Origin of the sequence: Streptomyces sp. NBC_01283, assembly GCF_041435335.1 — a bacterium.
Taxonomy (GTDB): domain Bacteria; phylum Actinomycetota; class Actinomycetes; order Streptomycetales; family Streptomycetaceae; genus Streptomyces.
In genome coordinates this window covers 2,165,113-2,179,040 of record NZ_CP108430.1, presented here as the reverse complement: position 1 = coordinate 2,179,040, position 13,928 = coordinate 2,165,113, and the positions used below count along the sequence as shown (strand labels likewise).

The window sequence follows — 13,928 nt, the reverse complement described above, 5'->3', positions numbered from 1 at the left end:
AGATGTCCTTGAACTCCACCGCAGATGTCACCACACTCCCGCCGGACCGGACGTACGACGGCAACTCGCCGTTTCCTGAGGGGAGTTCGGCGCCTCCGCGGGAAGGCGGGGATCGCCTGTACGTGGCGGTGACGGCGGTGATCGTCGCGCTGCCCTTCGTGGCGCTCGGCGCTGCCGTATGGCTGTTGTGGGGGCGTCTGATCCATCCCGGGGACGTGGTGCTCGGGATCGCCCTGTACGTGGTCACGGGTCTCGGTGTCACGGTCGGCTTCCACCGCGGTCTCACGCACGGCAGCTTCCGGGCCGTCCGCCCCGTGCGCGTCGCGCTCGCGGTGGCCGGGTCGATGAGCTTCCAGGGCGATGTCATCGGGTGGGTCGCCACGCACCGCCGCCACCACGCGTTCACCGACCGCCCGGGCGACCCGCACTCCCCGTACCGCTACGGCACCCATCTGCGCGGCCAGTTGCGCGGACTGCTGCACGCGCACGTCGGCTGGCTGTTCCGCAACGACCCTACGTCGTCCGAGCGTTACGCCCCGGACCTGCTGGCCGACCGCGGCATCCGCGCGGTCTCCCGCGCCTTTCCGGCGCTGTGCGTCATCACCCTCGCCCTGCCGTTCGGCCTGGGCTGGGTGATCGGCGGCAGCTGGCTCCACGGAGTGACCGGACTGCTGTGGGGGGGACTTGTCCGTATCGCGTTGCTGCATCACGTCACCTGGAGCGTGAACTCGCTGTGCCACATGATCGGTGAGCGCCCGTTCCGTACCCGGAGCCACGACCGGGCCACCAACCTGTGGCCACTCGCCCTGCTCTCCTTCGGCGAGAGCTGGCACAACCTCCACCACGCCGACCCGACCAGCGCCCGGCACGGGGTGGGGCGATGCCAGCTCGACCCGTCGGCCGCGGTCATCCGCCTCCTCGAACGCCTCGGCCTCGTGCGTGACGTGCGCTGGCCGACGCCGGCCCGTGTCGCCGCCCGCCGCGCCTGACGGCTTCCTCCGGGACGTCCCCGAGCATCCGCAACCCCGCCTCCACGCACAGCAGTCGGCAGGAGCCACACCCCATGACACTCGCACCGATCTCCCCGCTTCCCTCCCAGCCCCTGCTCCGCCTGCGCCTGGCACCCCAAGCCGGCGGGCCCCGCGCGATCGACGGGGCGTGGTGGCCGCGCTCGTACGACCTGCTCGCCGAACTCCCCGCGCTGATCGCCGGGTTGCCCCACAGCTGGGGTCACATCGCCAGCGTCGTACTCAACGGCGCGCCATGGTCGCCCACGCCAGGACGCATGTTCGTCGCCGGTCAGGTTGTCTGCCTGCGAAGGCGCCGGACCGCCGCCGCCGCGCACACCGTCGTCCTCACCGCCCCCGGCCAAGGGCGCTGGGACCTGATCGTCGTCCCTCCGGATACGGCCGAGGAGGCCGCGGAGCCGATCATGGCGCGAGCGGCGCGGGCGAGCGGCACCCTTCGCCACGCGTGACGGGCCGGGTGCCTCGGTCGCCCTCAACCGCCCGGTTCAGAAGGCCACTCGACCCCACCCCGGGCGCGGTCCCGTTCGGTCTGTGAGAGTGCGCCCAGGAGTTGCAGCTTCTCCTCGCTGTCGCTGTCCTTGTCGGGGTAGTAGACAACGAGGATGACGTCGTCGATGGGGAGTTTGTCGCGGTGGAGCCGCAGTTCACCGACGACGGGATGGTGGACGGTGGCGGTGCCTCCGTCGAGGTTGCGGACGTCGTGTCGGGCCCACAGCGTGCGGAACCGCTGACTGGACAGTGCGAGTTCTCCGACGAGTTCGACGAACCGGGGGTTGTCGGTGTCGTCCCCGATGGTGGTGCGAAGAGCGGCGACGAAGCTGGCTGCGGCTTCCGTCCAGTCCTGGTGAAAGGCTTGTTCCTCGGGATCGAGAAAGAGGGAAAGAAGCCGGTTCTGGCCCGGCCGCAGGCGCGGGGAGAGCGTGACGGCCATGGGGTTGGAGGCCAGGACGTCGAAAGCGCGCCCTTCGACGAACGCGGGGATCTGAAGGTGGGCGAGGAGCTGGTGCACCCGTGCCGGTACGCGCTCGGGTCGCTTGCGGCGTGGCGCCCTGGGGCGTGCAGCCGCCAGGCCGAGGAGATACGTCCGCTCGACGTCGTCGAGACGCAGGACGCGCGCGAGTGATTCGAGGACCTGAGGTGAGGGGTTCTTGTCGCGGCCGCGTTCCAGTCGCAGGTAGTAGTCGGGGCTGATTCCGGCGAGCAGGGCGACTTCCTCACGGCGCAGTCCGGGCACGCGGCGGTTGCCGCCGGGCGGGATCCCTGCCTGCGCCGGGGAGACCAGCTCACGCCGGGCGCGTAGGTAGCTGCCGAGCCGATTGCCGGATTCATCGTCCCTCATGGCGTCACCGTAACGCGGTGCGGGTGTGTCGGAGGGGGCCCTGGCAGGACCAGGGAACACAGGGGCTCTCCCGCGCCCAGCACACTCTGTCGAGACTGCGAGAACAGCGTTCTGTGAGGACCACAGAACATCACCGAGGGCGCCGCGCCCGAACGCCGCCGACGCCTGGACTGAAGGGAAGATCTCGTGGATCTCTCCAACCGCACCGTTCTCATCGTCGGTGGGACCTCAGGTATCGGGCGCGAGCTGGCTCGCCGGTTCGCCGCGGCGGGCAGCACCGTGACCGTCGGTGGCCGCAGCGAGGAGGCGCTGTCGGAACTCGCCCGAGAGGGCTTCGGCACTATCAGCATCAATGTCACCGACGATGCCTCCGTCACGTCAGCCCGTGACGCCGTGCTCGCCCGGCACCCCGAGCTGGACACCGTGGTGACGATGCCGGGCGTCATGCTCCTGGAGGACCTGCGCGATCCCGCGCACTTCGAGACGGCCGAGACGACGATCGACACCAACCTGATGGGCACCATCCGGGTCATCGACGCCTTCACCCCGCACCTGGTCCGGCGGGGTGCCGGCACCTTCATCACCGTCACCTCCGGCATCGCCTTCCTGCCGTTCCCGCCCATGCCCACCTACGCCGCCTCGAAGGCCGCGGTGCACGCCTACTCCGAGGCACTACGCGCGCAACTCGGCGGCACCGGCGTCGGCGTCGTCGAACTCGTCCCCCCGGCCGTCGCCACAGCGGGCCAGGAAAAGGTGAACCCGCACGCGCTGCCGCTCGACGACTTCGCCACCGAGGTCATGCACCTGCTCTCAGCGGACCCCACCCCCCCCCCGCGAAATCGTCGTGAAGGCGGCCCTCATGCACCGCTGGGCCGAGCGCGACGGCACCTATGACGACCTCGTCGCACAGCGCTCCCGAGCCCTGACCATGCTCCCCAGCCGCGAAGGAGCGGGGTGATCTCGTCCTCGCGTGGAGCGTTCCTGCCGAGTGGCCGCTCAGTGGTCGGAATAGCTGAAGTCACCCACGGTCCAGGTGTTGATGTCCTCGATCGCCACGCGGTACATCCCGCCCGTCTCGGGAATCCCTACCGTGCCCTGCAGGATCCGCGCGACATGGAAGTGCAGGTGTGTGGGTGGCCCGTCCTTCTTCGCGGGGGTATCGAAGATGGCGGAGAACTCTGCAAGGCGGTCCGAGGCCGTGAGTACCTCCGACACCCTCTGCCTCCACACCGCTTCGGGAGCAAGGCGGCCGGTGATGACAGCACCACCGGTGACCACGGTCAGGGACATCTGGTTGCTCTGCCCGGATTCCACCAGGGCGGCGACGTCAACGAGCAGCTCGTCAGGGTTCGACATGCGCAAGATTATATTCGGGCTCGGAACGGCGGTCGCCGGGTCGGCGATGTTGCGGCCGATGGGTATAGACAGGCGCCCTGCCCACTCTTCTCTCGCGTGAGGGAGAGGTCTTGCGTGAGGGAGAGGTCTCGCGTGGGAGAGGACCGATCAGTCCTCTGCGGTTCCGCCTTCGACCTCGTCTGACCGCAGAGTGCGAAGAATCCACGGGTGCGCCGTAGCCTCGTCGAGATCAATTCCGCCGGGGCGAGCGCCGACGCCTGGATGCCCGGCGCTGTCGTCGCTGTCGTCGCCTTCGTCGCTGGGGCGCCGTCCGTCGTCCTGATCCGACCTCTGGCCGGCGAGCTGAGGACCCGCTGGATTCATCCTTTGGGTGCTCCTCTGGCCAACAGGCGCGTTTCTTCGCCGAGTCGCTCCCTACGCTGGGAGCCAGCACCCCGGACCCCGGTGACCGCTTGCCCCGCCCGTGCGCTTGCTGCGCGCGCGAGGCTCATGCACCAGGGGGAACCCTATGGGAATCACTGACCGAGAACCGACGGTCACCCACCAGGCCCACGCCCAGGACATACCGTCACCGGGCCCGCGTGTCCGCACCGTGCACCTGCCGGGCGTCACCGTCGTCGAACTCCACGGAGAGATCGACCTCGCCTCCGCCCCCGAAGTCCAGCAGCACCTCGACGCCGCGACCATCCCCGTCGGCGCCCAGGTGATCGTGGACCTGCGGTCCACCGACTTCCTGGACTGCACCGTACTCGCCTTGCTCTGCCGCGCCCACCGCCAGGCCCGCCGGCACCAAGGCCAACTGCACCTCGTCTGTATCCGCCCCTGGCACCTCAAAATCCTCGACACTGCGGGCCTGCGTACCCGCCTTCACCCCCTTACCAGCCTCGAAGAAGCCGCCACCCCCGAATGATCCCCGAAAGGCAGGCCGGCCTCGACGAGGGAGACCGCGACACCCCACCAGGCCAGTCGTTGCGCCCGCTCTCGAACGGCCCGCGTCCGAGGGCGACATGATGGCTTGGCCGGTAGCCGTGCCAGCAGGGAGGGAACCCGGTGCGGGAGGCACCCATGGAGGAGAGGTACCGGAACCACGGCACAGGACGAGCCGAGCCCTGAGTCCCTGAGCAGATGCAGGCGAGCGCGCCGCGCGCTGAGGCGCTCTTGCGGCGGGTGTGGTGACGGCGTGCGCGTGTTGCGGGCGGCACCGGGAGCTGTGTCCCCAACCCTCCGGCGCCTTCGCCCGGGTCGACCGTCGGACGCCCCGCTCGGGTAGCCCGCCGCTCGGATCCCAAACAAGGGCCCCGCAGTATCTCTGCACGCTCCGCGTGCGGCTGCCGGATGCGGAGCCATGTACGTACGGTGATATGCGGCGGCGTCGAAACGTATTCGCGATCTTGACAGGGCCAGGCTGCGAAATGCGGCCCCAGTCCCCGGCAGCGACAATCCGGTGACCGCCAAAACCGCTGGGATCGCCGCTACCGACGCCACCGTCAGGGCCGCCGGGACGAACGGCATCACCGGTGACGGTTACCGGCATCCGATCCCCGAGCGTCTCAGGGTGAGGCAGGTTTCATGGGTCAGGTGTTGGCGCTGCGGGGGTGAGTGGAGTCCGTACCCAGGGTGAAGGTCCGGGGCGGCAACGGCTTCAGCCACGGGTCGCTGGTCTTCTCCTGGATCTCCAGGCCGAAGATGAGATCGGTGAAGTCGGCCTGCCCCGTGCCGTCGCTGCAGCTGAAGCGGTATGAGGCGCCGGGGTTGAGGTCGACGAGCAGACCGGCGTTGCCCCTCCACATCTGGGGCTCCCCGTCCCCGCCTCGCCAGCAGTTCCAGACCTGCAGCGTCGACGTGGCGGTGGGTTTGATCAGCGGCTCCAAGTACACCACCGGCGGCGCCGAGTCGGCCCACAGGCAGACCCCCGACGAGCGGGAGCCGTTGACGAGCAGATCGCCCTCGGACAGTTCCAGACACACGCCCTGGGGCGGCTTGCTCACGGACGAGGTGAAGGCGATCGCCAGCCTGGACGTCGCCCACTTCATGGAAATACCGAAGGCAAGGTGCACTGTCTTGCCCTCGAACTCCACCGGTTGACCGTCCGAAACGCGGAACGCCCGGTCGATCTTCGGCTTACGGACATGGTCCTCAGGCATGCGAACCTCCCGTGGTTCAAGTCTCCGCTTCCAACAGCGGATGCGGCCTCTGCGCGTCGGCGTGTGTCCGTGTGACGCAGGGGCGTGGTGTCTGATCCATGTCGTGCGTCTTCGGCCGAGGGAACAGGAGCGCGCGGCCGGAAGGAGGAGCGGCTCACCCGCTCAGGCCGGAGCGCCAGCCTTGAGGCGCACCACTGCGCTGCCGAGCTCGCGCTGCATCTTCGCCGTGAGTGGACGGCCCTCGAACGTGCCGACGAGGGCCCGGGCGACGTCGCGCACCGTGAGGCCGCAATGATCGGCCAGATCAGCGAGAAAGTCCTTGGCGTGTTCGCTGGAACAGGGCACGAGCGCCATGACCACGCCCTGAGCCCGCGTGGTGACCGCACGCCTGCGCAGCCGTCGGCGAAGTTCCACGTTCTCCGAGCGAAGAGTCTGGACCTCGCCGGAAGGACTGCTCTGCCAGACGAGCGACTCTTTTCGAGACCAGCGCTCCTCGTACGTCCTCAATGTGCGTTGCATGACACGCCTTGCTCGCTCATTTTCGCGGAGCCGGGGGCTGGGGCCAGTCCTCCCACCGTAGTCCTGTCGTCACTCAGCGGCTACCTTCGGGCAGGGATCCTACGAGGGAACCACCGAACGGGCCCTCAGTGCCACCGGATTGAGCCCGGCCGGCTTCCCAGTTGCCGCGTACGCGGGTGTAGTGGCAGAGAAGCGGCCCGGTCGTGAGCAACCTGAACGAACGTGCCGACCCCTGTGCCGTCAGAAGGTCGGAGTCAGATCCGGGGTGTCCCCAGGGCTGTGACAGGTAGTCAGGGCCATGCCGACCAGGTGCTGCTCATGCGGATGCGGCGCGGACGATCTCCAGCCCGTCGTTCGATCGTAGTGGCTCCAGCAGGCGGATCAGCTGATCGTGGTCAGGGCCAGCCACCGTGCATCTCCGGGTCGAATTCAGCGTCTACCGCGAGGCGTTGCCCGGCGACTGCACCACATCGAGCGACGCCACCGTGGCCTTCACCTGCAGAGCCGACTTGCTGGCTTGGGAGGCGAGGATGCTCGCGTTCCAGAGACCAGGTTCAGGCCGCTTCGATCATTGCGGGCGCCGGGAGCGGGCGGGTTCCGGCCGCCCGGCGGGCCGTCGGGCCCATGGCACAGGAAGCAGCCAGGAAGAGAGAGCCGAGCAGGAGCCAGCCCATGGTTCCCACGGACATCAGCAGAGTGGTGAGCGCCAGTGGGCCGAGGGTACGGGCGACGGTGACGCCGGTGCCGAAGAAGCCCTGGTACTCGCCGATCCGGTCGGGCGGGGCCAGGTCGAAGCCGAGTTGCCAGGAACCCGCGGACTGGAGCATTTCCCCAGCGACCAGCAGTACCGAGCCCGCGATCAGGGCGGCGACGGCCGCCCAGGTCGGCGTTCCCGCGGAGAGGGCGAAGACCGCGCAGGTGAGGAGCATGAGGGAGCCGGAGCGGCGGAGGGCCTTGACCGCGCTGGGTGTGCTGGTGACGGAGCGGGCAGTGCGGACCTGGAAGAACATGACCGCGACGGTATTGAGGACGAAGAGCGCGGAGACCAGCCAGGCGGGGGCGGTGGTGCGTTCGGTGATCCACAGCGGCAGGCCGAGGCTGAGCAGGGGCATCCGCAGCAGCAGCACCGTGTTGAGGAGGGTGAGGACGGTGTACGGGCGGTCGCGCAGCACCGCGAGCTTGGCACCCTTCGGCGCGGGAAGAGGGGCCACCGTCGGCAGGCGCAGCAGGACGAGGGCGCAGAGCAGGAAACTCACCGCGTCGACTGCGAAAACGGCCAGGTAGGCGCTGCGGGTACCGGCGGAGAGGGCAAGTCCGCCGAGGGCCGCGCCGATGGCAAGGCCCGCGTTGAGGGTGGACTGGAGGTGGGCGAGTGCGCCGGTGCGTTCTTCCCTGGCGATCAGGCCGGCAAGGAGTGCCTGCCTGGCGGCGGCCAGGCCGGACTGCGCGGTGGCGTACAGACAGGCGGCCAGCAGGAACGGCAGGAAGTCCCGTACGACGAGGAACGCAGCGACGGAGGCACTGGTCGTGAGGGCGAGCAGCGCGGCCGTACCGCGCGGGCCCCTGCGGTCCGCGAGGCGCCCGAGCGGTACTCCGACGATCGAGCCGACGGCCCAGGCCACTGCGAGGCCGAGACCGATGCTCGCGGGGGCGAGGCCGACGACCTGGGTGAAGTAGAGCGCGGAGGTCACGTAGAACGCACCGTCGCCGACGGAGTTGCTCAACTGGGCCAGAGCGAGAGTGCGCGGGGGCCCTGCGGGCGGTAGTAGCTTCATCATGTCCCTGACCGTGAGTGGGTGTGGGGCTGAACCACGGGGCCCATGGGTGGCGCGGTGAGCGAGCCACTTCGACTGCGGAACCGTGGGCGCATTGGTTCTGCGGCGGGGCTGTGCCGGCGGGAGGCAGGAGTTGCTTCGGAACCGACAGAACCGGAGCCTGTGTCGGGGCGCGGCCGGCGCGAGGAAGGGTTCCGCGCATGCCGGAGGCACTGACCTTGTAGGCGTGGCGCAGTAGGTCCCGCTGTGGAGCCGAGGCAGTACACCGGCCGGCAGCTCACGTGCTGCGGGGTTGTCGGGCAGGGCCGGCCGGGGGCAAGTCGGACAGCCCGCGCCGTCTCCTCCTGCACCGACCACACGGTCGGATGTCAGCGGGGGGGCAAGGGGGTCAGGGGGAGTGCGGGTAATCCTTCTTGATCCAGTCGAGGGCGGAGGAGTGGGCCGGACGCCAGCCCAGCTGGGCGCCGCCGCTTCGTACTCGGCTGTTGGACGCGAGTACGTACGAGGCGAGTTCGCGCCCCCAGAAGGCGACGGCGGTGTCCGCGTCCCAGGACTCGGCGGGGCCGAGGCCGAGTGCTGAGGCGATCGCGGCGCAGATGTCGGAGAACGAGGCTTCGCCGTTCTCGACGAAGTGGAAGGATCCGGGCGCGGCGTGCGTGAGGGCGCGCAGGTAGAGGTCGGCCATGTCGTCGATGTGCACGGTCGACCAGATGTTGCGGCCCCTTCCCACGTACCGCACGACTCCACTGTCGCGGGCCTGTTGCGCGAGCACGGGAATCTGCACGCTGTCGCGGGCCATCCCCCGGCCGTGCCCGTAGATGAGGGAGTTGCACAGCACGACCGAACGCACGCCTCTGTGTGCCGCGTCCAGGACGTAACGGTCGAGGGCGACGCGGGCGGCCTTCTCCTTGACGGGCTGCCAGCCCGACCCGGGGGCGACGATCGCCTCGTTGAAGATCTCGTCCGCGGCTTCACCTCGGGAGTCGGTGCTGACGATGCTGGAGCCGCTGGTGTGCACCAGGGGGCGGCCGGTTCCCGCCAGCCCTTCGACGAGCGCTTCGACGGCTCCCTTGTGGTCGCTGTCGGCCGCGTTGACGACGGCGTCGGCCGCGCGGGCCCGCGCGGTGAGCAGTGCGCCGTCGTCGAGGGTGCCGAGGACGGGGGTGATGCCTCGGCGCTCCAGTTCGTGGGCCTTGTCCTGGTTGCGGACGAGACCTTCGACCTGGTGTCCGGAGTGCAGGAGCAGATCGGCGACCGTTCCTCCGATGTAGCCGGTGGCTCCGGTGACGAAGACGCGCATGGGAGGGCTCCAATTCGAGGGCGGGGAAAGGGGCGGTGCGTTCTGTCCGGGTCAGGTCATGGGCCGGCGGGCCCGGCCGCCCTCCGGGCGATACGTAGAGGAGGGCGGCCGGGACCCGGCCGACGACCCAGGGGCAGGCTGGCCCGTGGGGTCGGCGTAGGTTGCCCGCGGGCCCGGTCGTGTCGTCGGTCAGTCGAGCGGCCAGGGCCGGGCGGTGGCGCCGAGCCGGTTCCAGGCGTTGATCACGGTGATGGTCCAGATCAGCTCGGCGAGTTCGACCTCGGTGAACTCGCCGGCCGCCCGGTCGTACACCTCGTCGGTCACGGGGCCGCCGGTGAGACGGGTCGCCGCCTCGGCCGCCAGCTCCAGGGCGGCCCGCTCGCGGTCGGTGAAGAAGGGCGTCTCGCGCCACACGGGCAGTGCGTAGAGGCGCTGCTCGCTCTCGCCTCCCGTACGCGCGTCCCGGGTGTGCATATCGACGCAGTAGGCGCAGCCGTTGAGCTGGGAGACGCGAGCCCGCACCAGTTCCAGCAGCGCGGGCTCCAGGCTGACCTTCCGGGAGGCGGCGTCGAGCGCATTGAGGGCGCGGTTGATGTGCGGGGCCAGCTTGTCCACCGGCAGTCGTACGGACGTCACGGAATTCTCCTTCGAGGGCGATCGGATTGCAGGGGTCGGCGGTCAGGAGACGAGGGTGACCTCGCCGTCGCGGAAAACGCGGTAGAGCACTCCTTCGCGGTCGTAGCGCTCCACGACGCGCTCGATCGACTCGCTCTCGGGGATCGGTGAGCGGTAGTGGGGAACGAAGGCGTAGCTAAGGAGGCCGAGCCCCTCCCAGAGCACCTGCCGGTCGTAGGCGGTGACGGCGTCGGCGGGATCGTCCACGAGTTCGAGGCCGCGCAGGCTGGGCGACAGGACGCAGGCGCCGGCACTCCAGCCTGCGTAGACGAGGGCGTCGCGATACAGCAGGTCGGTCAGGATCCGGTCGGCGCCGCTGAGGGCCATCGCCAGCCGCAGGACGAACGGATTGCCGCCGTGGACCCAGACGACGTCGAAGCCGGCCAGCCGCTCGGCGAGCGTGCCCGCGTCACCGAAGTGGTCCCGCAGATCCACCTCGGTCGCCAGGTAGCCGCGATCGCACAGCATCGCGGTCTCCCGGCCGGTGGCCTGCTGCCTCTGCGGGGCGGGGAGGGCGTCCAGCGCGTTGCCGATGACAGCTGCGTTCCGGGCACCGTTGGCGAGGTCGTCAAGCAGTTCGGGGGCGTCCCCCAGTTTCCAGGAGGAAAGGAACAAACGCATGGTCCTGCTCTCGTGACAAGGGTTTCAGGGCAAGGGGCTTCGGGACTCCGTGCTCCCTCGCGGTGAGGGGAGGGTCAGCCGGAGACGGTGAGCACGATCTTTCCGGTGGTACGGCCTGTCTCGCCGATCTCGTGGGCCTTGGCCGCCTGTTCGAGCGGCAGGGCCGTGTCGACGCGCACCCGCAGCCGGTGGGACGCGGCGAGGGAGGCGATCTCCTTCAACCCCGCCTGGTCGGCTTCGGTGATCATGAAGATGGAGCGCAGTCCGAGCGCTCGGGCCCGGTCCGCCAGGTGCGCCTCGGCGGGGGAGGCGAGCGAGACGACGATGCCTCCCGGGCGCAGGGTCTTGAGGGAGCGCGGCCCGTAGTCGCCACCGATGGTGTCGATCACGACGTCGACGTCCCGGGCGGCGGTGGTGAAGTCGGCGCGGGTGTAGTCGATGACCTCGTCGGCCCCCAGTCCTCGTACGAAGTCGTGGTTGGCGGTACGAGCGGTGCCGATGACGTGGGCGCCGCGCGCCTTGGCGATCTGTACGGCCAGGTGCCCGACGCCACCGGCCGCGGCGTGGATCAGGACCCTGTGCCCGGGGCGGACATCGGCCGTGTCGACCAGGGCCTGCCACGCGGTGAGCGCGGCCAGGGGGAGGGCCGCGGCCTCCACGTGGGAGAGCACCGGCGGCTTGGCGGCCAAGTGCCGCGCGGGAGAGACCACGTACTCGGCGTAGGTACCCGCAGGAGCCGGCTGGCGCGGCATGCCGAACACCTCGTCGCCCGGCCCGAACAGGGTGACACCCGGCCCGACGGCTTCGACCACACCGGATACGTCCCACCCCAGGCGGATCGGGACATCGCCCGCAAGTCCTCCGGTGGCCCGGTGCCACCAGTCGGTCGGGTTCACTCCCGCCGCACGCACCCGGACGAGCACTTCGGCGGGGCCGGGCACCGGCCGCGGTACCTCAATGATCTTCAGGACGTCAGGTCCGCCGAAGGAGTCCTGCCCGATGGCGCGCATAGTGAGGTTCCTTTTGTGTCCGGCACGCCGTCCATGGTGGTCCGGCCATGCGGGTGGAAAGAGCGGAGGTCTCGCGTCCGGAGGGGCGGGCCCGGTCGGAGAGACAGGGCGGGAGCCTCGGGCGAGGGGCGCAAGTGCCGGGTGAAGTCGGCCCGTTCAGACTCCTACGGGTCCGATGCGCCAACAAGCTGGCATAGTGCAACGGTCGTTAAGGTGGATTTAACGTTCGGAGGCACGAGTGCTGGAGCGGCTTGAGCTGGAGGCGTTCCTGACGCTGGCCGAGGAGTTGCACTTCGGCCGCACGGCCGAACGCCTGCACGTGAGCACCGCCCGGATCAGCCAGACGATCAAGAGGCTGGAACGTCACATCGGTACACCGCTGTTCGAACGCAACAGTCGTCATGTCTGCCTCACCGAGGCCGGCCGACTGCTGCACGAGGACGTGCGCCCGGCCTACGACCAGATCGAGGCCGGGGTGGAGAAGGCGATCAACGCCGCGCGCGGCATCGATCGCCTTCTCCGGGTCGGGTTCCTCGGCGCCGCCGCAGGACAGCTCATGGCACAGGCCGCCAGGCTTTTCGACCAAGGTCACCCCGGCTGGCGAGCCCGGCTCAGGGAAATGCAGATCGTCGACGGCCTCCGGCGGTTGCGGGAAGGCGATGTCGACCTGTTGGTCGTGAGCCTTCCGCACCACGAACCCGACATGGTCACCGGACCGGTCCTGTTCTCCGAACCCCGGGTGCTGGGGGTCTCGTCCGGCCACCCGCTCGCCCGCCGTGACAGCGTTTCGCTGGAAGACCTGGCTGCGGTCAAGATGCTGCAGGTGGCCGAAGCCTTTCCCGAATACTGGCGCGCAGACCGCACACCCCGCCTGACGCCCGCGGGCCGCCCCATCGCACAGGGCCCCCAGTTCGAAACGCTCCAGGAGGCCCTGGCGCTGATCGACGCCGACGAGGGCGCCTTCGTCATGGGCGCCCAGGTGTCACGGTTCTACGCGCGCCCCGGCGTGACCTATCTGCCGCTGAGTGACGCAGCGCCCCTGGAATGGGCACCCACCTGGCTCGTCACCAACACCACACCTGAGATCCACGCCTTCAACCGGGCCGCCCAGAACGTCGCCGTTCGGCTTTCTCCTCCTGTCCGGAGCTGATGCCGGTCCGTGCACCGGCTCTGAACGGGCGTACGGGGTTCGGGCCGTGAGCCGGAGCACTTTCCTTGAGGCGTCTGCCGAGGAGGACGAACAGCAGGACGAGCCCGGCCGTGAGCAGGATGTGGCCGAGGCCGGCGGGCAGTGATACTCCCACCGGAACGGGACGGCCGAGAACCGTCCGGCTGCCGTGGACGAACATCATGGCGGCGGACAGGACGAGGCCCGCGTTGCAGACCCAGAAGAACGTGGTGAACAGCCTGCTCCCGGACAGGCGGAACAGCTTGTCGAGGGCCAGGACGACAAGGAAGGCCAGCATGCCAAGCGCCAGCAGATGCGTGTGGACGAGGGCGAGCTGAGTACGCCCGTCGAAGTCGTGGAGCTTGGTGAACTCCCGGTAGTACAGCCCGGATACCACTCCCAGGATCATGTAAAGGTGTGCTGCGTGATAGGACTTCCGCATTCCCGTCTCATCTCGACCGACAGTTGGAGGGGGCCAGGGGCGGACGCTCACGGCCTGATGTCGGTCCAGGCGGGGCTGGTCAGGAAGTAGGTGTCGTAGAGCTCCTGGACCTCCCGCAGGCTCTCCGGGGGCACGTTGCCGTAGGCGATGCGCGCCAAGTGGCGGAAATACTCGAAGCGTTCGACGCCGGGAGTGATGACGATGAGAAGGTCCGCGTCGTGTCCCGGTGCGGCGGCGAAGGCGTGGGCGAGGCCGGGCGGAACGACGACCAGGTCGCCGCGTTCGATCGCGGACTTCGTCGAACACCGCGAAGGCATTCCGCGGCGCCCCCTGCGGCCGGTCGAGGGCATCACCGAACGCGAGCAGGAGGTACTCACTCTGATCGGGCAGGGCCGGTCGAACACCGAGATCGCGGACGACCTGTTCATCACGGTGGCCACCGCCAAGTCCCACGTGTCGCGGCTGTTCACCAAGCTCGGCGCCCGGGACCGGGTCCAGCTCGTGATCACGGCGTACGAGTGGGGACTCGTCGTTCCGCCGCACTGAGCACG

Annotated in this window: 14 protein-coding genes and 3 pseudogenes; 6 read left to right on the top strand and 11 right to left on the bottom strand. The window is 69.4% G+C overall.

The annotated features are described in order from the left end of the window. The first annotated feature begins 2 nt into the window (after nt 1–2). Together OG302_RS09895 and OG302_RS09890 are read left to right on the top strand one after the other, a co-directional pair. Entirely contained in the window at nt 3–989 is a 987-nt protein-coding gene (locus tag OG302_RS09895) for an acyl-CoA desaturase (protein WP_371526430.1), read from the top strand. A 74-nt stretch (nt 990–1,063) separates the two neighbouring features. Then, nucleotides 1,064–1,477 carry a DUF5994 family protein gene (locus OG302_RS09890; protein WP_371526429.1) on the top strand — a complete coding sequence of 138 codons (414 nt, stop codon included), beginning with the start codon at nt 1,064–1,066 and terminating at the stop codon, nt 1,475–1,477. Nucleotides 1,478–1,500: 23 nt separating this feature from the next. Here the strand turns inward: OG302_RS09890 and OG302_RS09885 are convergent, their stop codons facing one another. Then, complete coding sequence (locus OG302_RS09885; RefSeq protein ID WP_371526428.1) at nt 1,501–2,367, bottom strand: helix-turn-helix transcriptional regulator; 867 nt, start codon at nt 2,365–2,367, stop codon at nt 1,501–1,503. Nucleotides 2,368–2,553: 186 nt separating this feature from the next. On the opposite strand from OG302_RS09885, the pseudogene OG302_RS09880 reads away from it, so the two are divergent. Beyond that, nucleotides 2,554–3,325: pseudogene (locus OG302_RS09880) on the top strand (SDR family oxidoreductase). Nucleotides 3,326–3,363: 38 nt separating this feature from the next. Here OG302_RS09880 and OG302_RS09875 read toward each other — a convergent pair. Further along, nucleotides 3,364–3,723: a hypothetical protein gene (locus OG302_RS09875; protein ID WP_361838653.1), complete on the bottom strand. Its 360-nt coding sequence runs from the start codon at nt 3,721–3,723 to the stop codon at nt 3,364–3,366. A gap of 508 nt (nt 3,724–4,231) precedes the next feature. Here OG302_RS09875 and OG302_RS09870 point away from each other — a divergent pair. Further along, nucleotides 4,232–4,633 carry an STAS domain-containing protein gene (locus tag OG302_RS09870; protein ID WP_371526427.1) on the top strand — a complete coding sequence of 134 codons (402 nt, stop codon included), beginning with the start codon at nt 4,232–4,234 and terminating at the stop codon, nt 4,631–4,633. A 664-nt stretch (nt 4,634–5,297) separates the two neighbouring features. Here OG302_RS09870 and OG302_RS09865 read toward each other — a convergent pair. From OG302_RS09865 to OG302_RS09835, 7 genes are all read right to left on the bottom strand, one after another. Beyond that, nucleotides 5,298–5,867, bottom strand: a complete 570-nt coding sequence (locus OG302_RS09865; protein ID WP_371526426.1) for a hypothetical protein — start codon at nt 5,865–5,867, stop codon at nt 5,298–5,300. Between the two features lie 162 nt (nt 5,868–6,029). Beyond that, nucleotides 6,030–6,386 (bottom strand): ANTAR domain-containing protein, encoded by a 357-nt coding sequence (locus tag OG302_RS09860; RefSeq protein ID WP_371526425.1) that lies wholly within the window; start codon nt 6,384–6,386, stop codon nt 6,030–6,032. A gap of 554 nt (nt 6,387–6,940) precedes the next feature. Further along, nucleotides 6,941–8,164 (bottom strand): MFS transporter, encoded by a 1,224-nt coding sequence (locus tag OG302_RS09855; RefSeq protein WP_371526424.1) that lies wholly within the window; start codon nt 8,162–8,164, stop codon nt 6,941–6,943. Nucleotides 8,165–8,549: 385 nt separating this feature from the next. Beyond that, complete coding sequence (locus OG302_RS09850; RefSeq protein ID WP_371526423.1) at nt 8,550–9,461, bottom strand: NAD-dependent epimerase/dehydratase family protein; 912 nt, start codon at nt 9,459–9,461, stop codon at nt 8,550–8,552. Nucleotides 9,462–9,650: 189 nt separating this feature from the next. Next, nucleotides 9,651–10,097, bottom strand: a complete 447-nt coding sequence (locus OG302_RS09845; RefSeq protein ID WP_371526422.1) for a carboxymuconolactone decarboxylase family protein — start codon at nt 10,095–10,097, stop codon at nt 9,651–9,653. A 42-nt stretch (nt 10,098–10,139) separates the two neighbouring features. Beyond that, nucleotides 10,140–10,757: a Type 1 glutamine amidotransferase-like domain-containing protein gene (locus OG302_RS09840; protein ID WP_371526421.1), complete on the bottom strand. Its 618-nt coding sequence runs from the start codon at nt 10,755–10,757 to the stop codon at nt 10,140–10,142. Between the two features lie 74 nt (nt 10,758–10,831). Beyond that, the gene (locus OG302_RS09835) at nt 10,832–11,767 is read right to left on the bottom strand and encodes an NADP-dependent oxidoreductase (RefSeq protein ID WP_371526420.1); all 936 of its coding nucleotides are present in this window, start codon (nt 11,765–11,767) and stop codon (nt 10,832–10,834) included. A 238-nt stretch (nt 11,768–12,005) separates the two neighbouring features. On the opposite strand from OG302_RS09835, the gene OG302_RS09830 reads away from it, so the two are divergent. Continuing rightward, nucleotides 12,006–12,917, top strand: coding sequence for a LysR family transcriptional regulator (locus OG302_RS09830; protein ID WP_371526419.1), 912 nt, complete (start codon nt 12,006–12,008; stop codon nt 12,915–12,917). Here the strand turns inward: OG302_RS09830 and OG302_RS09825 are convergent. Beyond that, nucleotides 12,862–13,377: a DUF2871 domain-containing protein gene (locus tag OG302_RS09825; protein ID WP_371526418.1), complete on the bottom strand. Its 516-nt coding sequence runs from the start codon at nt 13,375–13,377 to the stop codon at nt 12,862–12,864. The two genes, OG302_RS09830 and OG302_RS09825, sit on opposite strands and share 56 nt — an antisense overlap. A gap of 47 nt (nt 13,378–13,424) precedes the next feature. After that, nucleotides 13,425–13,658 (bottom strand): annotated as a pseudogene (locus OG302_RS09820) (cupin); the annotation flags it as partial. Between the two features lie 58 nt (nt 13,659–13,716). Here OG302_RS09820 and OG302_RS09815 point away from each other — a divergent pair. Further along, nucleotides 13,717–13,923 (top strand): annotated as a pseudogene (locus OG302_RS09815) (response regulator transcription factor); the annotation flags it as partial. Between the last annotated feature and the right edge of the window lie 5 nt (nt 13,924–13,928).

What these genes read in the sequence shown, in the direction of transcription:
- OG302_RS09895 (WP_371526430.1), top strand. Translation starts at nt 3, where the DNA reads ATGTCCTTGAACTCCACCGCAGATGTCACCACACTCCCGCCGGACCGG.
- OG302_RS09890 (WP_371526429.1), top strand. Translation starts at nt 1,064, where the DNA reads ATGACACTCGCACCGATCTCCCCGCTTCCCTCCCAGCCCCTGCTCCGC.
- OG302_RS09885 (WP_371526428.1), bottom strand. Translation starts at nt 2,367, where the DNA reads ATGAGGGACGATGAATCCGGCAATCGGCTCGGCAGCTACCTACGCGCC.
- OG302_RS09875 (WP_361838653.1), bottom strand. Translation starts at nt 3,723, where the DNA reads ATGTCGAACCCTGACGAGCTGCTCGTTGACGTCGCCGCCCTGGTGGAA.
- OG302_RS09870 (WP_371526427.1), top strand. Translation starts at nt 4,232, where the DNA reads ATGGGAATCACTGACCGAGAACCGACGGTCACCCACCAGGCCCACGCC.
- OG302_RS09865 (WP_371526426.1), bottom strand. Translation starts at nt 5,867, where the DNA reads ATGCCTGAGGACCATGTCCGTAAGCCGAAGATCGACCGGGCGTTCCGC.
- OG302_RS09860 (WP_371526425.1), bottom strand. Translation starts at nt 6,386, where the DNA reads ATGCAACGCACATTGAGGACGTACGAGGAGCGCTGGTCTCGAAAAGAG.
- OG302_RS09855 (WP_371526424.1), bottom strand. Translation starts at nt 8,164, where the DNA reads ATGATGAAGCTACTACCGCCCGCAGGGCCCCCGCGCACTCTCGCTCTG.
- OG302_RS09850 (WP_371526423.1), bottom strand. Translation starts at nt 9,461, where the DNA reads ATGCGCGTCTTCGTCACCGGAGCCACCGGCTACATCGGAGGAACGGTC.
- OG302_RS09840 (WP_371526421.1), bottom strand. Translation starts at nt 10,757, where the DNA reads ATGCGTTTGTTCCTTTCCTCCTGGAAACTGGGGGACGCCCCCGAACTG.
- OG302_RS09835 (WP_371526420.1), bottom strand. Translation starts at nt 11,767, where the DNA reads ATGCGCGCCATCGGGCAGGACTCCTTCGGCGGACCTGACGTCCTGAAG.
- OG302_RS09825 (WP_371526418.1), bottom strand. Translation starts at nt 13,377, where the DNA reads ATGCGGAAGTCCTATCACGCAGCACACCTTTACATGATCCTGGGAGTG.